We start from the raw sequence: 21,703 nt of genomic DNA, 5'->3' as shown, positions 1-21,703 counted from the left end.
ATGTCTAAAAAGAAATCTCCTTTCGGATTCGGCTTAAATGACGCTGCGTAATTCCCAAATAAGAAGCCAGATATTGCAACGGAATTTCCTGAATATAATTAGGTTGATTCTCCAGCAAAGTAACATATCGCTGTTTCGCATTATCTCTTTGCAACTGAAAAAAACGTTTTTCCAATTCAAGATATTCCTGTTCGGCAATTATTTTTAAAAACTTCATCCAATTCGGATGATTTTGAACCAATTCATCAATTTTATCTTTCCTTAAAATCAACAGATCTGCATCAGAAATGGCCTGCATCGTTTCCACACTTGGAGCACCGGAAATAAATGATGAATAGGAAGCCAACAAATCGTTAGGAAATCTGAAACAATACGTGCTATCCTTTCCTTCCTCAGAAATATAATAAGAACGGAAAATACCAGATCTGATTAGTGCGATTTCTTTACATTTTTCACCTTCCTGTATAAAAATTTCGTTTTTATACACTTTTCTGACTTCAAAAAGTTGGGCGAAATCTTCAATTTCCTGCTCTGAAAATATATTAAAACTGTGAAAAAAATCCTGTATCATTTTAGACTATATGTAATTTTTCATCAAAAATAAGCAAAACCCACAGGTTTATCCACTAAAAAAAAAACAAAAATCACTTCATGAACTGAAGTGATTACCGCTTTTGAATTTACTAAGTATATATGAAGATATGAAAATGATGTCTTTTTTTGTTGATACAAAGATAGATCACCATACATTTTAACCATTCAGGGGAATCACTAGAAATTTATCCGTGAAAATACGGTTGTTTATATGAAAAAGCCTTGCAACAAGAGTCACAAGGCTTTTAAAATTTATCTAATATCTATTTTTAGTAGATTTTTTTCTTTTTTAAATTAATTAAAGCGGACTTACCAATTCTAAGAACCACTCTTTAACTTCACCTTCCAAATATGGAGAAATCTTTTCTTCACATGTTTTGTGGTAGCTATTTAACCATGCAATCTCTTGTTCAGAAAGAATTTCTTTCACGATCGTATCTTTAAAGAACGGGCAGAACGTCAATGTTTCAAATTCATAGAAAGTTCCGTGGATGGTTGTTTCTGCTTCTTTTACAGCGATCAAGTTCTCATGACGGATTCCGTAATCTCCTTCTAAATAGTAGCCAGGCTCGTTTGAACAAACCATTCCGACCAAAAGATCTTGCGGATTCAAATCTTTTCTAATGTTTTGAGGACCTTCATGAACGTTCATGAAGCTTCCCACACCGTGACCTGTTCCGTGGTTGAAATCTTTCCCTTCCATCCACAACGGAAGTCTTGCGATTGCGTCAAGATGAACTCCTTTTGTTCCTTTCGGGAATTTCACCATCGATAAACGGATCAATCCTTGTAAAACTAAAGTTGAATTTCTTTTAAAATCATCAGAAACAGCTCCCAAAGATAACGTTCTTGTAATATCCGTCGTTCCCTCAAGATACTGACCTCCTGAATCAACTAAAATGCTTGAGTCGTTCGTCACTTCCTTGCTGCCTTCCCTTTTCGCAGAATAGTGCATAATTGCACCGTTATCTTTATATCCTACAATGCTTCCGAAACTTTCTCCGACAAAATTTTCACCTTCAGCACGGAAACCTCTCAGTACTTCACCGATAGAATATTCAGTCATTGCTTCTTTTCCGGCAGTGTGTCTCAGCCAATACAGGAATTTCACCATCGCAACACCGTCTCTCACCATTACTTTTCTGAAACCTTCCAGTTCAGTTTCGTTTTTCTGAGCTTTCATTAAGTTTCCGGGAACGGGGGCTTTGATGAATTGATTGTAAGATTTCAACGCATCATAAATCGATTGATTACTGTTTGGAGAAACTAAGACTGTTTCGTTTTTAACAGTATTCAAATGATTGTAGAACTCTTCGTAAGGCATCATTTTTACGAAAGACTCATGCATTTGTTTTCTTGCTTCAACCTCTAATTTTTCAAGATCAGTGAATAAGATCGCATCATTTTTAGTGATAATGATATATCCTAAAAATACCGGATTGCTTTCAACATCGCTACCTCTTAAATTTAAAGTCCAAGCAACATCATCGAGGCTTGAGATGATATGAACTGTAGCTTCCTGATCCTCCATTTTCTGGCGGATGGCAGAAACTTTATCTGTAACCGACTTTCCAGCCCATTTTACAGGATGCACAAATATTGGATTTTTCGAAGGCGTTCCTCTGTCTGTCCAAATGGTTTTTAGAAGAGGAAGATCAACAATCGTTATGTTTTTATAATTTAATTTCTGAGAAAGCAATTCCCAGTTCGCGTGAGAAGTTGCTACAGCATTTACCGCTACTTTTCCGTTTGTTGGAATTTCTGAAATGATCCAGTCTATATAATTTGGAGTTCCTTCCATTCCGTCTTTGAAAAGATCAATTCCTGAACCGTCCAATTCGATGGCTGCCTGGGTAAAATATCTTCCGTCCGTCCAAAGTCCTGCTTTATTTTGGGTAACAACCACAAAACCTGCAGAACCTAAAAATCCCGATAACCAAGACCTTTCCTGCCATTCTTCAGGCAGATATTCACTCATATGCGGATCCGCAGAATATACTATAAATGCATCAACATTATTTTTCTGCATTTCTTCACGAAGCGCAGCTACTTTTTCCTTTGAAGTCATTTTTTTTATTTTTAAAACATCGAAAGTTACAAAATTTTTGAGTTTTGGAAATGGATTTTTTGTTTTATTTAAACGCAATGCTTGCAAAGATTTGTTTAGAAAATATTGATTGTTTTTAAGTTCGCAAGGACGTTTTATTCAGCAATTATTTTGTCCTTGCGAAGAGCTTAGTGACAAAGCGATCTCTGTAAGTTTGTTAAGCTTTTTTTAATATTCGTTGAGATTCTTTCAGGATGACAAAATGTATGTTATTTTTTTTGAGATTGCTTCACCTTCGGTTCGCAATGACTTGTTTTGTATACATTATCTTACTCAAAAACAGCTTATAACATTGTTAATAACTTTCAATCATTTAAGATAATTAAATAACATTTAGATACCACAAATATCAATTATTATTAAAAATTTAACTTTTTGGAAAGATTCTTGCTACATTTTACATTATGGAGAGTCAGAATTACAAAAATCACAGGAAATTTTATCCACCTCATCATTTCATTTATCTTCCATTATTAATTCTGTTGGAAGGTTTTGGGATCTATAAAATTTTTAATGATGAGGAGAACAAGTTGGCTTGGGAACTATTTTCAGTTGTTATTTTTCTGATTTTTTATCTGGCATTCATGGTTCGGCAGCATTATGCCATTGGATTGCAAAACCGTTTGGTACGGCTTGAATTTAAGCAAAGATATTTTGAGATCTTCAATCAGAGATCAGATGAAATAGAGGAAAAATTAAGTTTTGGGCAGATAGCAGCACTTAGATTTGCTTATGATGATGAATTTAAAGACCTTTTATATAAGGCTTTACATGAAAATACTTCAGGAGATGAGATCAAAAGATCCATTAAAAACTGGCGACCAGACCAACACAGAATTTAAAATAATAGACATCAAAAAATAAATTATCATGAAAAAAATATCATTATACAGTATGACGATATTCAGTTTGTTATTACTAACGAGCTGTGAAGCAGTAGAAACAATCTTTAAAGCTGGAATGTGGTGGGGAATAATAGTAGTGGTAGGCGTAATAGCAATTATTTTATGGCTATTTTCTAGGGGTAAGAACTCTTAACCAGATTTTTTCGATGGACAATTCAGACTTAGACATCATTTCTCACCTCAAACCTTCTAAGATTGTTAAAATTATGAAAGATCCGGAGGCTTCTGCAAGGGCGGTAAATCTAATTTACACGTCCGACGCAGAATCTGCGGGTATTATCCGTAAAAAAAAGGGTAAAAAATACTCTTATTTTAAAGACGGAAAACGAATTAAGGATAAGGAAGAAATTAAACGAATCAATGGATTGGTCATTCCTCCGGCTTGGGAAAATGTCTGGATCTGTGCTTTGGATAACGGACATCTTCAGGCCACGGGCTTTGATGCTAAAAAAAGAAAACAATACCGCTACCATCCTCTTTGGAGCGCGTTGAGAAATCATACAAAATTTTACAGAATGTTGCAGTTCGGGTATGCTTTACCTGAAATTCGTCTGCATATTGAACAGGATTTAGCTTTAAGAAATTTCGAAAAGAGAAAAATTTTAGCCTTAATTGTGAGTTTAATGCAGCGCACCAATATTCGTATTGGAAATAATGCTTATGAAAAGCTGTACGGCTCTTTTGGTTTAACAACTTTAAAGGATAAACACGTAAAAATCAAAGGGCAAAAAATGACCTTCTCGTTTAAAGGTAAAAAGGGAATCATGCACAATATTGATCTTAAAAGCAGAAGACTTTCGAGATTGGTACAGAAATGTAAAGATATTCCGGGGAAAGAGCTTTTTCAGTTTTTTGATGAAGATGATAACCGCTATTCAATAGATTCGGGGATGGTGAATGATTATATTAAAGAAATCAGCGGTGAAGATTTTACTGCAAAAGATTTCAGAACTTGGTCGGGAACCGTGAACGCGTTAATTGCTTTTAAAGAAATCGGCTATGCAGAAAGCAACACCGAGTACAAAAAGAAAGTAAAAGAAGCTTTAGAAATAGTCGCTTCTCATCTCGGAAATACAAGTACGGTTTGCAGAAAATACTACGTGCATCCTTTAGTTATTAATCTTTACGAGAATAATACCATCAAAAAATATCTTGATGAATTGGAACAGATTGAAGAAAATGACGGTAAAGCGGATCTTACTAAGGAGGAAAAATTAGTTCTGAAAATTCTGGAAACTGAAAAAATGTAGCGTTAAAAGTGAATTGTTAATGGTTAATTCGATTCGCTATAATTTTTTCATACATACTCAAATCAACATTCCCACAACATAATTCTTTGAAAAACTACGTCTAGATTATTGGGGAATAACAAGTATGGTATCTATTTTTTTGTTTTTGAAACTGAATATTTCAAGTTTTGGTTAAAGCCAATTTATTCATGCAAAAGAAAAGCAGACTAAAGTAGGCTCCTCCTATTGATTTAGAATTAATTTTGACTTACAAAGTAAGAATTAATGATTGACAAATTGAATAAAGATCTCAAACCCTTGTCATTCTTATTATACCTATTTTTTAATTTCACAATTTACTTGTGAAACAAAATTCACTCATGACACATTATCGTTGACACCAATAAAAGTTGTAAATTTGTATCATTAGCAAATTAAAAAATAATACAACGTAATATGTCAAAAGCAATTTCGCAAGTACCATTTGCAGTAAATGAACCGGTAAATTCTTATGCACCGGGAACTCCAGAAGTTAAAAGCCTTATCGCTCAATACAAAAAAATGTGGGCAGAGAAGATAGAAATTCCAATGGTTATTGATGGTAAAGAAGTAAAAACTGGTGATACAGTTCAGCTTCAGTCGCCTCAGGATCATGCTCATGATTTCGGTTTTTACCACAGAGGTACAATGCAACATGTAGATGATGCCATCAATTCTGCATTAGCTGCTAAAAAAGAATGGAATGAGCTAGGTTGGGAACACCGTGCTGCAATCTTTTTAAAAGCTGCTGATCTATTGGCAGGACCTTACAGGGATGTGATCAACGCGGCTACAATGATCGGACAGTCTAAAAATGTTCATCAGGCTGAAATTGATGCAGCTTGTGAGTTCATCGATTTCTTGAGATTCAACGTAGAATTTATGACAGAAATGTATTCTGAGCAGCCGGTTTCTGATGCAGGAATCTGGAATCGTGTAGAATACAGACCATTAGAAGGATTCTGTTTTGCGGTAACTCCGTTTAACTTTACGGCTATTTCAGGAAACTTGCCAACGTGTATGGCAATGCTTGGAAACGTAGTGGTTTGGAAGCCTTCTGATAAGCAAATCTATTCTGCAAAAGTAATCATGGACGTTCTTATTGAAGCTGGTCTTCCAAAAGGAGTTATCAACATGATCTTTACAGACGGAAAAGAAACTGCAGAGAAAGTATTGGCGCACAGAGATTTTGCAGGACTTCACTTTACAGGATCTACAAAAGTTTTCCAGGGAATGTGGAAAATGATTGGTGATAATATTCACAATTACAGAACGTACCCAAGAATTGTTGGAGAAACTGGCGGAAAAGATTTCGTTATCGCTCACCCTTCTGCCAACGTAGAAGCTGTTGCAACAGGTTTGGTAAGAGGTTCTTTCGAATATCAGGGGCAAAAATGTTCTGCTGCTTCAAGAGCTTATATTCCTAAGTCTCTTTGGGCTGATGTGAAAAAAGTAATGGAAACTCAGATCGCTTCTATTAAAATCGGTTCTCCGGAAGATCCTTCAAACTTTGTAAATGCAGTTATCGATAAAAATTCTTTCGAAAAATGTAAAGGATACATCGACAGAGCAAATGCATCAAGCGAAGCAAACGTTGTGATCGGCGGGCAAGTTGATGATTCTAAAGGATGGTTTGTAAACCCAACAGTGATCGAAACTACAAATCCTCAATACGAAAGTATGGTTGAAGAAATCTTCGGACCAATCCTGTCTGTTTTCGTTTATGAAGATAAAGACTGGGCGGAAACGTTGAAAGTTGTTGACTCTTCTTCTCCTTACTCATTAACCGGTTCTGTGTTTGCACAAGATCGTTATGCGGTAAATGAAGCTTTCAAAGCATTAGAAAACGCATCAGGAAACTTCTACATCAATGACAAACCAACTGGTGCAGTTGTTGGTCAGCAGCCTTTCGGTGGCGGAAGAGCTTCAGGAACTAATGATAAAGCAGGTTCTAAAATGAACTTACTAAGATGGACATCTGTAAGAAGTATCAAAGAAACTTTTGTTTCTCCTAAAGATTACAAATATCCATATCTTGGTTAATAAAAGATAAATGATTTACAGCCTCGGAATTTCGGTTTCGGGGCTTTTTGTTTATTAATGGTAATTATTAATGATTTGAAAAAAACTTAAAATTATCAAACAAACCCGAAGCACTACTTTCTGAAATTTAATGAGTTTTTAACAAAATTTAAATTGTTTTATCGATATTTTAATAATTAATAAGCCTATTTCGGAATAATTATTGAATACTTACTCATACACCAAAGGATAAATATTATGAAAAAGTTTTTGTTATTAAGTATAGGTTTAGGAATAATTGCAGTGAGCTGCGGAACTAAAGAATCATCAATGTCGTCAAGTAGCTCCGATTCAGCTGCGGTAGATACCAATAAAATGCAATCTTCAATATCTACTACAGATTCGGTTACAACAACTACAAATCCTGATAGTATCAGGATTAAGATGGACACTGTTACTGCTCCTGCAACCAAATAAAGTAAAACTGAAAGTCTAACTTTAACATGGAAAATCCACAGATGAAAGCTCTGTGGATTTTTTTTATCCTATTCTTAGTTAAATCGCCACTTTGTAGCTCATCTCAGCTTTGAGGTTTAGGAAACATCTTTTATCTTTTATCTTTTATCTTTTATCTTTTATCTTTTATCTTTTTAATCATTATATTTGATTTATACTAAACGTTAAAATAAATTATTATGAAAAAATTATGGATAGGAGCCGTTTTAGGCTTATTTTTTTTAGGAAGCTGTGCAGATAAAAAAGCAAACAGAGAAGAATATAAAGATGAGCATGATAAAAGTGCTATGAGAAATGAAATGGGAGATTCTGCGGTTGCTAATTCTGAACATGCACCTGCCGACACAATGAAAGTAAAAACAGACACCGCAAAAACTAAATAAATAAAACAAAACCGCAGAAATTCTGCGGTTTTGCACTTAAAAAAACTTGACTGAAAAAACCGGGCAATCATCCCGATTGTATCGTATACGAAATTTATTATTCTATTCTCCGCCTAAATAAATAAACGTATTTACGACCAAATAAGCAGACCTGTTATCCAGAGAATCTCCGGTTCCTCCTGTAGGAACGGTTGCAATCCCCGCCAGAGAGTGTGTATGTGCCCCTCCAGATGCTGTATTACCCATGATACCAATTCCACCCCAAGAGGTAGGTGTGCTGTTACCCTGATAATTTCCAGATCCGTTATTTCCTACCGTTGTTCCTCCTAAAAGAAAACCGCCTTGGCCTGCAGCGTGGCTGTGCGCTCCACCACTCTCGGCGATACCGCTTACAACACCTACAAAATTAATGTTAGGTAGATTTGATCGTGTAAGGGTTAATAAATTTTCTCCGCCCTCACTTCCCAACATTTCGGTACCACTTCTGCTTTTCAGCACTCTATCTGTAGCATCCGGTAATCTTTCGGTAAAACCTAAACTTGTTGCAGCTGACTGTGCTGCGATAGGAAGTGTAGAAATATTTCTCCCATTCAGTAAATACCATCCATTATGGTCAAATGATTTTACTGAATTTTTGATATCCCCTGAACTTTTAGCATTCAGCGTTTTTTCATCTCCCTGCATCATTTTCTGCCAGATTTTTCCATCGAAAAAATAAAGTCCGGGAGAAGTTACATTCGTTGTTTTTGAAGTTGCTGAATTTACCGGGGCGGTTGCATAAACAATAGTTCCGGCATGTAAATCTGAGTATTTAGCATCTCCTGCTCTCATTTGATCTCCTGTAAGTCTCGGAGGCAATATGCCCTCCGCCGTTGATCCGTCGCGCTTTTTTGCGGCTACATCCAAGCTCGCTATTGGTTCAGCCGTATTAATTCCTATCTGCGCAAAAGCAAGATTTGATAATACAGACGCCATAACGATTGTTAAAGTTGTCTTCATCCGTTTAATTTGTTACTAGTTTAATGGTTATTGATTAGCGTAAAATACTCCTCAATATTTTACACCAGCTAGTAGTTTTTTGGTTTTAGTGTTTAGGTGTGGTGTTACAAGACGTCCTTTAAAATTTCTAGAAAAATTGTGACAAACTGCAGTATAAATATTCGTCCCGTAAAACTGAGGCAAATATATGAAAGTGACCATCTTACGTAAAACAAATGGCTGTCTGTTTTCAGGAAAATAGAAAGAACCCGTTAATATTCAATTAATATGTTTAATTATTTTCCTGAAAATGAACACTCTTATCTAATTGATTTTCAGCATCAAGCAATTTAATATAAGCAGAAGGAGAAAAGTCGGTAACCGCCTTAAAGACCGAAGCAAATTTACTGTGAGAAGAAAAACCACACTCTTCTGCCAGAATACTGATCTTATATTGCCTGTATTTTTCGTCATTAATGAGTTTATCGATAATATAATTAATTCTCAACCTATTGATATATGATTTAAAATCAGCGCTTTTATGCCGGTTGATCACATAAGAAAGATATTTCGTATTCGTATTAAGCTCTCCCGAAAGGAAGGGAAGAGACATGTTTTTGTTGTTGTATAGATTTCCTTTTTCAAAATCATTGAGCAGTTCAAGCAATTTGGTTTCTGTTTCGGCGGTCATTAAAGAATCACTCCTTTTTTTAGCGGTATCCGTCTCCTTATCATCAAGCTCTTCAACAGAAATATTACAGAAATCGACATTCTGGGATTCTTCTTTATGATTTTCAGTGAATTTTTGCTTACTTCTGAGGATACTCCTGAGTTTTGAACGCTGTTTTTTCTGTTTTGATCTAAAAAATACGAACAATCCGCCCAAAGCAATACACAAAATGATAATTGCAATATTTTTTGCAATACTAATCTGAATATTTCTTCTACTTGATACCTCCGTATTTAGTTTTTCGTTAACAAAGGCGTTGTTCTTAGCATTAATCTGCTCATACATTTTCACATATTTTACAGCGTATAGTGAAGCCTTCTCGGCGTCCTCTATTCCTTCATAATAATCATTAATATTAGCATAAACTGCTTTTCTAAGATCTAGCTGATGATTGTTTTCGGCAATCTTTTCGGCTTTGATAAGATAAATTTCGGCTTCTTTCCATTGTTTTTGTTTTAAACGGATTCCGCCCAATCCATTATAGATCCATCCTAAAAGACATGATGGCTCTTTAAGCAAAACTTCGGCTTTTTTATAATAATTTTCGGCAAGATCATATTTATTCTGTTTAAAATAAGCATCTCCCAACAAACGGTAGGAAGCTGCCGTAACAACCTCCTCTCCTATTATTCCTACTTTTTCAAAAAAACCTAATGAGAGTTCAAGATATTTTACGGCATTTGGATAATTTCCAAGCTCCATTTCACAGTGAGCTAATTCCTGGTTAAGAACTCCCTGTGTTTCGTTGTATCTTTTCGGGTCTTTTATTTTTTTTGCTATTTTAAATCCTTTTATAATATACTTTTTTGACCTTTCGTGAAGACCAACCAATCTGTATTGAAGGGCAAGAAATTCAGTGATACGGGAAGCAAGATCCGGATCGTTTACTTTAGCGATCATTACATCAGCATTTTCTGCATAGCAGATCGCTTTTTTAAAATCTCCTTTTTTTTGGTATAAATTTGCGGAAAGAATCAGGCTTTGGGCTTTATGCAAAGGATTTTTGGAAGACTTGTAAAGAGAGTCTGCGGTTTTCAGAGCCTCAGACATTTTTTTTTGAGACGTTTTTGCTAACGTTTCATCATTGATACAGTCAATATTGCTTTGAGCATATATTGGGATCGTTGTGATTAAGAAAAACACAAGACCTTTCAGACTTTTGAGCATAAATTAATAAATTATTATTTGGATTTTATAATAATTCATCATTATCATGGTGTGTATTTTTAGTTTTTTACAAAAGTAACGATATTTTATTTTTTATTAAAACATTCTTAATGTTTAATTTTTTTAATTATAATGCATATTTAAATTAATTTTAGTAATAAGATATGAATAGTAAATCCCGATCTTAAAAAGAATTATTATTTCTGAAGAAAAGTACTGTAACTATTTTTTATCTGTATCGACTCATGTGTTTACATAATTATTACATTTGTAACAATAAAAAGTATATATGAAAAAAATAGCAATATTCTCTTCCCTTTTCATTGGGGTTCTTGCATTGGCACAGGGAATCAAATTTGAAGATTCTAACTTCGCTACTATCTTAGCGAAAGCCAAGAAAGAAAAAAAAATTGTATTTGTTGACGCCTATACAACTTGGTGTGGACCTTGTAAACTAATGGCGAAGAATATTTTCCCACTTCAATCTGTTGGAGATTATTATAATTCTCACTTTATCAATGCAAAAATTGATATGGAGAAAGGTGAAGGTATTGATATTGCCAAAAAATATGGCGTAAAAGCATTTCCAACGTATTTATTCATTGATGGAAACGGAGAAGAAGTACACAGAACATTAGGATATGTAGAAGAAAAAGATTTTATACAGTTTGCAAAAGATGCAGAAGATCCAAGCAAAAGACTTACAGCTTTAAAGCAAAAATTTGAAAACGGAGAAAAAGATCCTGAATTCTTAAAAAATCTTGCAGGACTTACGCTTTACACAGATGCAGCATTCACAGGCAGAGTTTTGGAGCGTTATTTCAAATCAAAACCTAGCTTAGATCAGGAAGATGTTCAAATGCTTCTTGCCGGAACTCAAAGCACAGAAAGTCCTTTATACAAAATTTTCCAGGAGAAGAAAGCTGATATTCTAAAGATCCTTCCTGAAGATAAATATCAGATGATCGACAAGAATATAAAGCTTACTACCATTATAAAAAAATCATACAACGCTGATTCTAAAAAATGGGATGACGCTTATTTTCTAAAAGAAACTCAAAGTTTTTTAAGCAAAGAAGAAGCTGAAAAGACCCTAAAAAGAGCAAAATCTAACAGAGCTTTGAAAGATAAAGACATTGCAACTTATGAGAAATTAACATTAGATTTATATAAAGATTATTCTGCAGCGAGCTCAGATGAATTAAATTCAGTTGCCTGGAATTTCTTTGAAAATGTAAACAATAAACCTTCTCTGGAAAAAGCACTTGCGTGGGCTCAGGAATCTGTAAAGAAAAAAGAGAATTATGCAAACACAGATACATTAGCCAATCTTTACAACAAAATTGGTGATAAGAAAAACGCTAAACTCTGGGCTGAAAAATCAATTAAACTAGCAAAAAATACAGATCAGGACTCTTCTGATACCGAAAAATTATTACAAAGTCTTTAATGAAAGCTTTTCAAAAAAACCGCAGATTACTTTGCGGTTTTTTTGTACTTGTTATATTATAAATCAATCTGTTGTACATTCTAGTTATACATTTCATAGATTTGAATAATATTTAAACTCTTATTTTCATGTATTTTTGAAAATAATATGGGTTAGGGTTAATTTACAGGTATGGCATATAACATATCTTCACCCCAACCAGATCCTCCAAAATTAGTAAAAAATTTATTTGCTGACGTTCCGGAAAACTCACCCCAAGCATAATAATAATACGTTTTTGGAGCGCTTGATGTATTTTCAATTAATATATTTCCTGTGGTGAGTGAATAAGTGGTATATCGGGTAGAACCGCCACTAAATAGAGTAGACGTTGACACAATATCGGAGCTTGGCGATAATGTAGTTGATGAATTTGACAAACTAGATCGCAACCATCCATAATCATCTGCATTATATGCATTTCTCATATTAAGTAGCATGCTTGCAGTGATCATCCATTTTCCTGGTGGAAGTGTAATACTAGAACCAGTATATGTAAAAGTTTCTCTAATATAAGCACCAGTTCCCAAAGTTCCAATCACTGGTTTTTTCGAAGCTGTTGTCAGCATCCATTTAGGAGCAACTCCAGGACCATTTGATACAAGTATTTCACCAGCCACTCCTGCAGAACCGGGCGTAGCATCATTGCCTCCGACATTTAATTCGTTAGTAAATTGTAAAGAACCATTCACATGAAGCATCTTTTTTGGAGTTGCCGTATTAATTCCAACTTGCCCTTTTGTAAAAATTGCAGCAATGACTAATAAAAGAATTGCTAAATTTTGATTTTTCATCATTTAATTTTTTTTTTGGGGCAAAGAGAAAAAAAAATAATAATAAGTTCAAAAATAATGATATACCATTTATATACTATCTTCAATTAACTCATTAAAAACCAAACCATTTTGTTTCAACAACAAGTAAAGTTGCATGTTAAAAACAATAATTTTATTGAATAATTCAAATCAATGAAAAACAACAAGCACTAAACAATTTATATACATAATAAAAAAGGCGGAAAAATATTTCCGCCTTTCAATTTATTTTATACAAAATGAGTTTAATATTCAAATAAAATACTTCCCCAGGTAAATCCACTTCCGAAAGCTGAAAGAAGAACTAAATCTCCTCTTTTTATTTTACCTAATTCAATCGCTTCACTTAAAGCAATCGGAATAGATGCTGCGGTAGTATTTCCGTATTTCTGGATGTTATTATGAATTTTTTCATCCGGCAATCCAAATTTCTGTTGAACGAACTGGGCAATTCTTAAATTCGCCTGATGCGGAATAAACATATCAAGATCTTCAATAGTTTTTCCGGCTTTGTTTAGCGCTTCCAGCATCGTTTCCGGAAATCTTGTTACCGCGTGCTTGAAAACAAAATTTCCGTTCATAATCGGATATACTTCTTTATCAGTCACGTTTTCAGGTTCTTTTCTCATTCTGTCACTCCATCCGTATTTAGAACCCGGGAACTGAGTACATAATTCATCAGCATATTTTCCTTCAGAATGCATATTCATTGCTAAAATATCACCTGCATTGGCATCTTCACTCGCAGAAAGGACAACCGCACCTGCTCCATCTCCGAAAATTACCGAAACTCCTCTTCCTTCATCAGAAAAATCTAATCCGAAAGAATGAATTTCAGCACCTACAACCAAGATATTTTTATACGTTCCCGATTTAATGAAAGCATTGGCAACACTCATTGCATACACAAATCCTGAGCATTGATTTCTTACATCCAAAGCCCCGATCGTATCACAACCCAGCATATCCTGAAGCAAAACGCCACAACCAGGAAAGTAATAATCCGGAGAAAGCGTTGCAAAAACAATATAATCGATGTCTTTAGCCTTTAAACCTGCTTTTTCAAGTGCTTTTTCAGAAGCTTTAAAACCCAAATAAGCGGTCGTTTCCTGAGAATCATTTCTGTTTTTACGGTGTCTTCTTTCTTTAATACCCGTTCTTTCCGTGATCCATTCATCATTTGTGGTCATTAATTTAGCTAGATCATCATTCGTTACAACATTATCCGGCACATAAAATCCGATCCCTTTTATTGTACTTTTAATCATATAGTTTTTTAATTTTGGCAAAGATAAAACTTATTTAACACATAGTTTTTCAAAATATTAGTATTTTTACTTTATGCCAATTGAAACGATATACAGAGACTCCCAATGCGAATGGGTAGATGTAGAAGCTCCCACTGCGGAAGATATGAAATTTCTTCATGAAAGATATGAGATCAACAATCTCCTTTTGGAAGATACCTTAGACCCTAATCATTTACCAAAATATGAAGAGGACGGAAATGTAAAGTTTTTCCTGTTCCGTGAAAGCACTGAGCTCGAAAGGAAAAACCTCAACACCATCAGCGATATCAGCACCAAAATTGGTGTTTTTCTTTTGGGTAATACCATTATTACCGTACACAGGATGAAAACCAAAAGCATCAATGAAACGAAAAAGCAGCTTTGTAATTCAACAACTGAAACAACAACGCAGAATATAGCTTTAAAGATCGCTTTATTGATGATGAAAAGCTTCGATGATGAGTCTGTAAGCTTAATGGAAACAATGGATAACATTGAAAATGAGATCTTCCTTAAAAATACAAACCACACCAATCAGATCCGAAGATTATACAAGCTGAAAAGAAAATCAGGATTAAATTCCAGAGTATTAACAATCTCTACAGATGCGATCGATAAATTTAAGCTCTTGGGATTACAGGATTCTGAAGTTGTTGATTTAAAGGATAAACATAAAGATGTTGTTGCGGATTTTGATCATTTAAATATTCAGATCACCAACTTAATCGGGATGTTTTTAGCGCTTTCTGACCAAAAAGCGAATCAGGTGATGAAGGTTTTGGCGATTTATTCGGTTTATTTTTTACCAATCACCTTTATTGCAGGAGTTTATGGAATGAATTTCGATAATATGCCTGAACTGCATACAAAACACGGGTATTTTTATACTTTAGGCCTAATGGGTTTAATTGTGATCAGTACCTTTATATATGCAAGGAGAAAACAGTGGTAAAATCACGTAATAATTAGCGTGAAAACACCTATGTTTTAAAGATTTATTTCAATTAATTTTACTGTATAGATGTCATTGCGAGGAGCGAAGCAAGCCTGTGCTGAGCCTGTCGAAGTAAAGCAATCTCTTAATGATCTTAATGTTTTGATGAATCTTAATATTTAAAAATTTGAACCATTAAGTTTCTAATTAAGATTTTAAGAATATTAAGTTTAGTAATACTTTTTGAGAAATTGCTTCGTCGCTTCGCCCCTCGCAATGACAGCATTATTTGTGTTTAACTACATCAAGCAAAAGCAAAAGCAAAAGCAAAAGAAAAAGAAAAAGAAAAAGAAAAAACTAAAACCCACCAAACCAACCATGAAAACCGAAATTCTTAACAAAATTCTTGATGAAAATGTACTTTCCCAGGAATCAAAAGACAAGCTCACAGCTTTACATGAAAATATTTCGTCCAAAGAATTTTCTGATCTTCTGGATGCTCACGGAAATCAATATGTAGAATTTGTACAGGAAGGTGGTGGTGTCTGGGGAAGCGCATTGGTGGGTTATCTCTATGGTTTGGAGATCTTCGGAGTTCGTTTTCTGAAAATTGCAGGAACGAGCGCCGGAGCAATTAATACAATGTTGATCGCTGCCTGTAAAACAAAGGAAGAATCCAAAAGTGAAGTCATCAAAGAAATACTTTTCAATTGGGATTTTTCAGATTTTATGGATGGGAAAACATATGTAAAGACGACCATTCATGCGATGCTGAACAACAAGAATTTCCTGAAAATAAATGCTATTATTGCAGCTGTGATCATGATTATTCTGGTGATTATTCCGTTTGCGTTTTCTTCGGAAACTACGTTGAATGCAAAACTTCTTTTCCTTGTTCCGCTCATTCCGATTATCATTGCGTTTTTTTGTGTTAAAAAGTTTTATAATGATTTCAGAAAACAAAACAGCGGACTCAATCCCGGAAAAGCTTTTTTAGATCAAATGACCGATGTGATGAACGGATTCGGGATAAAAACCGTTGCCGAACTTAATGAAAAATTCATCCAAAAGGAACTTGAGCTTAACCTTAACTACCGTTACGGAAATAAACAGGAATATTATGCCATCGCATTAAACAGTATTGAAGAAATTAAGGTTAATAATTTAGAGCATATCGACAAAACACGCTACAAAATATTCTATGAAAGTGCTGTTAACAATGATTATTATAAAAACAATCCTTTCTATTTATTGAAATCAGAATACATTGTTATCACCACCGATATTAATGCTAAAATCAAGGTTGAACTTCCCACGATGGCCAATTTATACTGGTCTGAGGAGGAAATGAAACGCATCAGTCCTGCCGAGTTTGTGCGGGCTTCGATGTCGGTGCCTTTCTTTTTTCAGCCTTTTCAAAAGATGATCGATAAGAGTGATGATTCTGTGAAATATGCGTGGAAATTCTGGATGAACACCAAGCCGGAAGACATCTACCCTTCCGGGGTTTTTATTGATGGCGGAAGTATTTCTAATTTCCCGATCGATCTTTTTCATTCGAGTGATGTCTTTTATCCGAGGATGCCTTTGTTTGGGGTACAGCTCACCAGCGACTCCGATATTCTGTCCGAAAAGGGAAAAACCAGCGAACAGATCCTGAAAACGCCTTTCTCATTTGCCGGAAATATTCTCAGCACTTTAAAAGGTTTCAATGATAAATCTTTCCTTACGAAACATACTTTCTACCATTCTTTCAGCATTCAAACCGTCAATTGCGGTGAAAGCAGCTGGCTGAATTTCTTTATGAAGAGAGAAGAAAAAGAAGACCTTTTCAACAGAGGTTTTGTGGCTGCTCTGGATTTCCTCAATCAATTCGACTGGGAAAAATACAAATGCGAAAGAATGATGCTTGCCATGAAAGAGAAAAAGATTTTGAAGCAGGAGGATACGAAAACGGTGGGGTAAGGAAATTTGAGTATTTTAGCTAAATTTTATTTAAACCCCATATGACTATTTTAAAACGTTTTTCGCTAATTCTAGCTTTAATATTTTTTTGTAATTATCTAAGAGCTCAAAAAAGTATTGAAAACTATAAATCAGAAATACTGTCAGAAGATGAAATGTTGATTACAACAGGAAAGGCTTTAAAATTAATTCAAGAAAATAAGCCTTTAGACCTTAAAAATCTATTTACAGAAGATATCAGAAAAAATATTACAGACTCTCAGATAAAACAGCTTACAGAACAATTAAATTCTTTTTTTAAAACAGAAACAATTCCCACAGACAAAAGAGATATTCTTCCCTCTTTACAAGCTAGCGTCAACAATAACAATACTATTTTTATAAATAATATAAACTATAACTTTAAATCATCACAAACTTTAATTTTCAGCTTTCTTAAAAAATATGGTACAAAAGAACTGTCGGGTATCAGTTTACAAAACAAACCGTTAAATTCTAAAAATTACAGGCCTAGTATTAAGCAAATTGAAAACTTCAATTTTAATATTGATGACGTGACTCATTTCCGCATTTATTATGATGAAGGAAAAAATAAACACACAAAATTCAAAAATGAAATTGGATACTTCGCTATCCAAGGAGACTCTGAAGAATTTGAAAAATCAAAAATTAAACCCATCATTAAAAATATTTTTTCAGAACTAACCAAATCAAAATATGAATCAGTAGACGTATTCAACAATTCGCTACAACGAGGAGAAAATCCAAAATTCATACAAATTGAAGTTGCTTTAAAAGACAAACCGTATTTACTGTTTTTATATCTTCCTCTTCTTCAGGATCAAAAATATTCAGGAAAAATAGTTTTAATGGAAAAAGAATATCAAAATTTAGGGTATCAATTTATCTTAAATCAAAATGATTATTTAAACATTGTAAAAGAATTTCCGAAAATTTTAGATTTAAAATTGGATAATTTCTACGAAGAAAAGCCTTAAATTAATTAAAATGAAATACATCTGCCAATGCTGCGGCGAAGAAAAAGAAGATTGGCCTGCAATAGCCTATTCCGCTCCATACTCATATTTTCAATTGTCTGAAGAAGAATTGAAGAATTCTGAATTGACCTCAGATTTATGCATCATAAAATATTCTGATGAAACCTGCTACTTTATCCGAGCAGTTCTCGTACAGGAAGTCAATGACAATTGCCAAGATCTTGAATATGGAATTTGGGTTTCATTAAGCGAGAAAAGCTTTAATGAATACGTTGAGAATTATGACAATGAAGATTTTGAAGGAGGATATTTCGGATGGCTCTCAAATTACCTTCCAGACTATGATTTTCAAAAAAGTATTCCAACCGACGTATTTGTCAACAATAAAGTAGGACGCCCTTTTGTTTATCCTCATGAAAGTTTTGAGCACTCTTTTGTTAATGATTTTTATAGTGGAATTTCAAAAGAGGAAGCGGAAAGGAGAATTGATGTTGTTTTAAATAGAAATTAAATGAATTGGATCATCAGAAGCACAAAAATTGTAAAATTACACACTAATCTTTATGAAGTTTTAAAACCAATTTGGGAAGATCTTATTGATTACGATTGGGTTCTAACAAATTTAGATTTTATGTCTGATGATGAAATACCTATTAATTTTGATAAAGATTATTTTGTTTTAAATAGTAAAGAATTTGAAACGCTTTATCAATCTAGAACCCAAATAATCTGGGGAATTATTTCTGCTGTTCCTAAAAACACTCAACTAGATATTAACTGTATTTCAAATTTATCCGCAGAAGATGAAAAAGCATGGAAGCATAATGAATTTTTAATTGAAGAATCATTTCTTGAAATTGTAGCATATGACAGCGGATATACTATCGTTAAATTCAAAGATGAAAAAATTTCAAATCAATTTAAAGAGTATTTTCAAGATCAAGCTATCGATTTACAAAAGTTTAATGAGAAATGTATTAATTGAAAACAAAATTATTTCAACATAATTTTTTCGTAATTTTAATACACAAAATATTAACTATGAAAAACTCAATCTTTCTATTCATCCTGCTTACAAGCATAGGTTTCGGAACTTTTGTTAATGCTCAGAAAATCACTGATGGTCAGACTGTAGATGTCAACGGCATGAGCGTCACTTTTAATATTACCAATAAAGAAAGTATTGAAGCTGGCGGAAAACCCTATGATCGCTACAAAGTTTCGGCAACTGTAAAAAATACTTCAGATAAATCTTATAATATCAGATTGTCTTCTTCTCCGCAAATTGTCAGCAATATCGGAATTGTAGAATTAGACTGCATCAACGCAACAGGAGCAAAACTAACCTCAAAAAAGATAGAACTGAAAATGAAAGCTCAAATGATCAATGTAACTTATTATGCTTACGATAAATCCGGAAAATACACCAATAGTATTATTCCGGTGATAGGAAGTTATTATTTTGATCAGGGAGATACGATTAGTGATAATGCTATTTTTATTGTTCCACAGGGACAGGCGCCTGATGTCACGGTGAGAAGTTTGAAGTAGATTATTAATAAAAATTAGTGAAATGCTTCGACTCCGCTCAGCATGACATTCCTAATACTAACCGTATACTTTTAACAGAATAGTTGTAGCGATGTCATGCTGAGCGAAGTCGAAGCATCTCAATAACTTTATATCTTATTCCACATCGGATCATGTTTTAGAACATCCTGAAATACAGGACAGCTTTCGTCATGGCATCCCTTTAAAAATCCAATACTCATCAGAAATTCATTCACAATTTCACCACCTGTGAATTTGAATGTTTTTTTGAATATTTTCATCCATTCCTGTAATGTTTTTGGATGATGATGCTCCAGCCATTTTTCGAATGACCCGAATTCTTTTTGTAATTCGATGATGGTTTTAGCGTTTTCGATCGCAGCGTTTACTTTTAATTTATTTCTGATAATTCCGGGGTCGGCCAAAAGTCTTTCACGGTCTTGTTCTGTGTAAGCTGCTACTTTTTGAATATCAAAATTATTGTAAGCTTTTCTGAAAGTTTCTTCTTTCTTTAAAATTGTTTCCCAACTTAGTCCAGCCTGATTAATTTCCATAATTAATCTTCCAAATAGCTCATTATCATCATGAATGGGAAATCCGTAATGATTATCATGGTAATTTTTGTGAAGCTCTTTTCGGCTTTCGGGCTGCATTCCTGCTATGGCTGAACAATAACTCATTGTAATATATTTTCTGTTTTCGTTAAAAACTTTACTAACGCTTCTCTGATATCAATTCCGGTTCGGTCTGCTAAGATAATCAGCCACCAGATATTTTCGCCTAATTTATATTCAAGTTCTTCTCTGGAGTTTGCTTTTGTCCATGTTTTTTCATGTGACATTACATTTCGTCCCACCAATCCTGCATCCGTAAGATAAGCTAAAGCGTCTTGTTCTAAAGTCCATTCTTTACCATTTTGCTGAATTTCCAGCTGATGATATTTTTCTCTTATTTCTAAAGAGCGTTGTATGATTTTATCTAAATTATTATGATTCATTATTAAATTTTTGAAGAGATTGTTTGTATTCGTTGGGAGTAATTTCTGTTTTCTTTTTAAATAATTTACTGAAAGACTGCGGATGCTCAAAACCAAGCTGATAAGCCGTTTCAGAAACCGAAAATTGAGATTCCGAAAGATATTCTTTAGCCTTTTCTATCAATTTATCATGAATATGCTGTTGTGCATTCTGCCTTGTATGATGGCGAAGCATATCACTCAAATATCTTGGTGTAAGGTTGAGTTGTGATGCTACAAATTCAACAGTCGGAAGACCTTTTATTCCTTTTTCATTATCGAAAAAATCATTCAGAAGACCTTCCATTTTAGACAATAAATCATTATTGACAGATTTTCTGGTGATAAATTGTCGGTTATAAAAACGATTGCTGTACGTCAGCAACAATTCTATCTGAGAAATGATAACATCCTGACTGAACTGATCAATCCGCTCATTCAATTCATTCTGAATATTTTCAAAAATATCATAAATCGTTTTCTTTTCTTTTTCAGAAAGATACAAAGCTTCCGCAGCAGAATAGGAAAAAAAAGTATAGTCTTTTATTTTCTTCAGTAAAGAATAAGGTCTGATAAAATCGGGATGAATATGTAAAGACATTCCGCTGTAATCGGCTTCTTCATTATCCATTCTGAGGATCTGACCAGGCGAAACGAAAGACATTCCACCATTTTCGAAATCATAATATCCCTGTCCGTAACGAATTTTACCGTTGAATTTTGTTTTAAATGAGATTTTATAGAAATCCGATTTTGTTCCATTTTCAAACGTTTTAGGATCAAAACGTGTTTTTCCGTAATCAATAATACTGATCAAAGGATGCAACGGCGCCGAAATGCCCATTGCTTCATGCAAAACCGACAAAGATCGAAAATGAAATGGTGATTGACTGGTTTTCATAGTACAAATATAAGTTGAGATTGTGACAACCGTTTGTCAGTAGAGAAAGTTATTGGTGAATTTTGCTTCGCAAGTG

Annotated in this window: 21 protein-coding genes; 12 read left to right on the top strand and 9 right to left on the bottom strand. The window is 34.0% G+C overall.

The features are described 5' to 3' along the window. Positions 1-4: 4 nt before the first annotated feature. Together BT156_RS10790 and BT156_RS10785 are read right to left on the bottom strand one after the other, a co-directional pair. Complete coding sequence (locus tag BT156_RS10790; protein ID WP_072409975.1) at positions 5-571, bottom strand: Crp/Fnr family transcriptional regulator; 567 nt, start codon at positions 569-571, stop codon at positions 5-7. A 321-nt stretch (positions 572-892) separates the two neighbouring features. Continuing rightward, positions 893-2,662, bottom strand: coding sequence for an aminopeptidase P family protein (locus BT156_RS10785; protein WP_072410105.1), 1,770 nt, complete (start codon positions 2,660-2,662; stop codon positions 893-895). A gap of 443 nt (positions 2,663-3,105) precedes the next feature. On the opposite strand from BT156_RS10785, the gene BT156_RS10780 reads away from it, so the two are divergent. From BT156_RS10780 to BT156_RS10755, 5 genes are all read left to right on the top strand, one after another. Continuing rightward, positions 3,106-3,543 carry a DUF6526 family protein gene (locus BT156_RS10780; RefSeq protein ID WP_072409973.1) on the top strand — a complete coding sequence of 146 codons (438 nt, stop codon included), beginning with the start codon at positions 3,106-3,108 and terminating at the stop codon, positions 3,541-3,543. A 209-nt stretch (positions 3,544-3,752) separates the two neighbouring features. Next, positions 3,753-4,856 carry a DNA topoisomerase IB gene (locus tag BT156_RS10770; RefSeq protein ID WP_072409969.1) on the top strand — a complete coding sequence of 368 codons (1,104 nt, stop codon included), beginning with the start codon at positions 3,753-3,755 and terminating at the stop codon, positions 4,854-4,856. 435 nt (positions 4,857-5,291) lie between these two features. Beyond that, positions 5,292-6,917, top strand: a complete 1,626-nt coding sequence (gene pruA, locus BT156_RS10765) for an L-glutamate gamma-semialdehyde dehydrogenase (protein WP_072409967.1) — start codon at positions 5,292-5,294, stop codon at positions 6,915-6,917. A gap of 237 nt (positions 6,918-7,154) precedes the next feature. Then, positions 7,155-7,373 carry a cytochrome C551 gene (locus BT156_RS10760; RefSeq protein WP_072409965.1) on the top strand — a complete coding sequence of 73 codons (219 nt, stop codon included), beginning with the start codon at positions 7,155-7,157 and terminating at the stop codon, positions 7,371-7,373. Between the two features lie 218 nt (positions 7,374-7,591). Then, positions 7,592-7,795: a hypothetical protein gene (locus BT156_RS10755; protein ID WP_072409964.1), complete on the top strand. Its 204-nt coding sequence runs from the start codon at positions 7,592-7,594 to the stop codon at positions 7,793-7,795. Between the two features lie 102 nt (positions 7,796-7,897). Here the strand turns inward: BT156_RS10755 and BT156_RS10750 are convergent, their stop codons facing one another. Both BT156_RS10750 and BT156_RS10745 read right to left on the bottom strand, forming a co-directional pair. Beyond that, positions 7,898-8,794 (bottom strand): hypothetical protein, encoded by an 897-nt coding sequence (locus tag BT156_RS10750; protein WP_139255453.1) that lies wholly within the window; start codon positions 8,792-8,794, stop codon positions 7,898-7,900. A 271-nt stretch (positions 8,795-9,065) separates the two neighbouring features. Continuing rightward, a complete protein-coding gene (locus tag BT156_RS10745) occupies positions 9,066-10,670 on the bottom strand; it encodes a tetratricopeptide repeat protein (protein ID WP_072409962.1) in 1,605 nt (534 codons plus the stop codon). A 289-nt stretch (positions 10,671-10,959) separates the two neighbouring features. Between BT156_RS10745 and BT156_RS10740 the strand changes: the two genes are divergently transcribed. Further along, positions 10,960-12,120 (top strand): thioredoxin family protein, encoded by a 1,161-nt coding sequence (locus tag BT156_RS10740; RefSeq protein WP_072409961.1) that lies wholly within the window; start codon positions 10,960-10,962, stop codon positions 12,118-12,120. A 158-nt stretch (positions 12,121-12,278) separates the two neighbouring features. Here the strand turns inward: BT156_RS10740 and BT156_RS10735 are convergent, their stop codons facing one another. Together BT156_RS10735 and BT156_RS10730 are read right to left on the bottom strand one after the other, a co-directional pair. Beyond that, positions 12,279-12,956, bottom strand: coding sequence for a hypothetical protein (locus BT156_RS10735; protein WP_072409960.1), 678 nt, complete (start codon positions 12,954-12,956; stop codon positions 12,279-12,281). A gap of 263 nt (positions 12,957-13,219) precedes the next feature. After that, positions 13,220-14,242, bottom strand: a complete 1,023-nt coding sequence (locus BT156_RS10730) for a 3-oxoacyl-ACP synthase III family protein (RefSeq protein WP_072409959.1) — start codon at positions 14,240-14,242, stop codon at positions 13,220-13,222. A 73-nt stretch (positions 14,243-14,315) separates the two neighbouring features. On the opposite strand from BT156_RS10730, the gene BT156_RS10725 reads away from it, so the two are divergent. From BT156_RS10725 to BT156_RS10700, 6 genes are all read left to right on the top strand, one after another. Continuing rightward, positions 14,316-15,215, top strand: coding sequence for a magnesium transporter CorA family protein (locus BT156_RS10725; protein WP_072409958.1), 900 nt, complete (start codon positions 14,316-14,318; stop codon positions 15,213-15,215). A gap of 360 nt (positions 15,216-15,575) precedes the next feature. Beyond that, entirely contained in the window at positions 15,576-17,162 is a 1,587-nt protein-coding gene (locus BT156_RS10720) for a patatin-like phospholipase family protein (protein ID WP_072410103.1), read from the top strand. A 41-nt stretch (positions 17,163-17,203) separates the two neighbouring features. Then, the gene (locus BT156_RS10715) at positions 17,204-18,160 is read left to right on the top strand and encodes a hypothetical protein (protein WP_072409957.1); all 957 of its coding nucleotides are present in this window, start codon (positions 17,204-17,206) and stop codon (positions 18,158-18,160) included. A 10-nt stretch (positions 18,161-18,170) separates the two neighbouring features. Then, positions 18,171-18,671 carry a DUF2199 domain-containing protein gene (locus BT156_RS10710; protein WP_072409956.1) on the top strand — a complete coding sequence of 167 codons (501 nt, stop codon included), beginning with the start codon at positions 18,171-18,173 and terminating at the stop codon, positions 18,669-18,671. Further along, a complete protein-coding gene (locus tag BT156_RS10705) occupies positions 18,672-19,145 on the top strand; it encodes a hypothetical protein (protein ID WP_072409955.1) in 474 nt (157 codons plus the stop codon). A gap of 56 nt (positions 19,146-19,201) precedes the next feature. Then, positions 19,202-19,711, top strand: coding sequence for an LptA/OstA family protein (locus BT156_RS10700; protein WP_072409953.1), 510 nt, complete (start codon positions 19,202-19,204; stop codon positions 19,709-19,711). 128 nt (positions 19,712-19,839) lie between these two features. Here BT156_RS10700 and BT156_RS10695 read toward each other — a convergent pair whose 3' ends face one another. From BT156_RS10695 to BT156_RS10685, 3 genes are read right to left on the bottom strand one after another with little or no spacing between them, the layout of a single operon-like run. Then, positions 19,840-20,391: a DNA-3-methyladenine glycosylase I gene (locus BT156_RS10695; protein ID WP_072409951.1), complete on the bottom strand. Its 552-nt coding sequence runs from the start codon at positions 20,389-20,391 to the stop codon at positions 19,840-19,842. Beyond that, positions 20,388-20,708, bottom strand: a complete 321-nt coding sequence (locus BT156_RS10690) for a MazG-like protein (protein ID WP_072409949.1) — start codon at positions 20,706-20,708, stop codon at positions 20,388-20,390. Before BT156_RS10690 ends, BT156_RS10695 begins: the two co-directional genes overlap by 4 nt. Continuing rightward, positions 20,698-21,627 carry a helix-turn-helix domain-containing protein gene (locus BT156_RS10685; protein WP_072409947.1) on the bottom strand — a complete coding sequence of 310 codons (930 nt, stop codon included), beginning with the start codon at positions 21,625-21,627 and terminating at the stop codon, positions 20,698-20,700. Before BT156_RS10685 ends, BT156_RS10690 begins: the two co-directional genes overlap by 11 nt. Positions 21,628-21,703: the final 76 nt, after the last annotated feature.

This window comes from Chryseobacterium limigenitum, assembly GCF_900114875.1.
GTDB lineage: Bacteria > Bacteroidota > Bacteroidia > Flavobacteriales > Weeksellaceae > Chryseobacterium > Chryseobacterium limigenitum.
The sequence above is the reverse complement of the archived record's forward strand: the minus strand, read 5'-3'. Positions and strand labels throughout refer to the sequence as shown.

Excerpts from the sequence above, each read along its gene's own strand:
- BT156_RS10790 (WP_072409975.1), bottom strand. The coding sequence starts at position 571 with ATGATACAGGATTTTTTTCACAGTTTTAATATATTTTCAGAGCAGGAA.
- BT156_RS10785 (WP_072410105.1), bottom strand. The coding sequence starts at position 2,662 with ATGACTTCAAAGGAAAAAGTAGCTGCGCTTCGTGAAGAAATGCAGAAA.
- BT156_RS10780 (WP_072409973.1), top strand. The coding sequence starts at position 3,106 with ATGGAGAGTCAGAATTACAAAAATCACAGGAAATTTTATCCACCTCAT.
- BT156_RS10770 (WP_072409969.1), top strand. The coding sequence starts at position 3,753 with ATGGACAATTCAGACTTAGACATCATTTCTCACCTCAAACCTTCTAAG.
- pruA (WP_072409967.1), top strand. The coding sequence starts at position 5,292 with ATGTCAAAAGCAATTTCGCAAGTACCATTTGCAGTAAATGAACCGGTA.
- BT156_RS10760 (WP_072409965.1), top strand. The coding sequence starts at position 7,155 with ATGAAAAAGTTTTTGTTATTAAGTATAGGTTTAGGAATAATTGCAGTG.
- BT156_RS10755 (WP_072409964.1), top strand. The coding sequence starts at position 7,592 with ATGAAAAAATTATGGATAGGAGCCGTTTTAGGCTTATTTTTTTTAGGA.
- BT156_RS10750 (WP_139255453.1), bottom strand. The coding sequence starts at position 8,794 with ATGAAGACAACTTTAACAATCGTTATGGCGTCTGTATTATCAAATCTT.
- BT156_RS10745 (WP_072409962.1), bottom strand. The coding sequence starts at position 10,670 with ATGCTCAAAAGTCTGAAAGGTCTTGTGTTTTTCTTAATCACAACGATC.
- BT156_RS10740 (WP_072409961.1), top strand. The coding sequence starts at position 10,960 with ATGAAAAAAATAGCAATATTCTCTTCCCTTTTCATTGGGGTTCTTGCA.
- BT156_RS10735 (WP_072409960.1), bottom strand. The coding sequence starts at position 12,956 with ATGATGAAAAATCAAAATTTAGCAATTCTTTTATTAGTCATTGCTGCA.
- BT156_RS10730 (WP_072409959.1), bottom strand. The coding sequence starts at position 14,242 with ATGATTAAAAGTACAATAAAAGGGATCGGATTTTATGTGCCGGATAAT.
- BT156_RS10725 (WP_072409958.1), top strand. The coding sequence starts at position 14,316 with ATGCCAATTGAAACGATATACAGAGACTCCCAATGCGAATGGGTAGAT.
- BT156_RS10720 (WP_072410103.1), top strand. The coding sequence starts at position 15,576 with ATGAAAACCGAAATTCTTAACAAAATTCTTGATGAAAATGTACTTTCC.
- BT156_RS10715 (WP_072409957.1), top strand. The coding sequence starts at position 17,204 with ATGACTATTTTAAAACGTTTTTCGCTAATTCTAGCTTTAATATTTTTT.
- BT156_RS10710 (WP_072409956.1), top strand. The coding sequence starts at position 18,171 with ATGAAATACATCTGCCAATGCTGCGGCGAAGAAAAAGAAGATTGGCCT.
- BT156_RS10705 (WP_072409955.1), top strand. The coding sequence starts at position 18,672 with ATGAATTGGATCATCAGAAGCACAAAAATTGTAAAATTACACACTAAT.
- BT156_RS10700 (WP_072409953.1), top strand. The coding sequence starts at position 19,202 with ATGAAAAACTCAATCTTTCTATTCATCCTGCTTACAAGCATAGGTTTC.
- BT156_RS10695 (WP_072409951.1), bottom strand. The coding sequence starts at position 20,391 with ATGAGTTATTGTTCAGCCATAGCAGGAATGCAGCCCGAAAGCCGAAAA.
- BT156_RS10690 (WP_072409949.1), bottom strand. The coding sequence starts at position 20,708 with ATGAATCATAATAATTTAGATAAAATCATACAACGCTCTTTAGAAATA.
- BT156_RS10685 (WP_072409947.1), bottom strand. The coding sequence starts at position 21,627 with ATGAAAACCAGTCAATCACCATTTCATTTTCGATCTTTGTCGGTTTTG.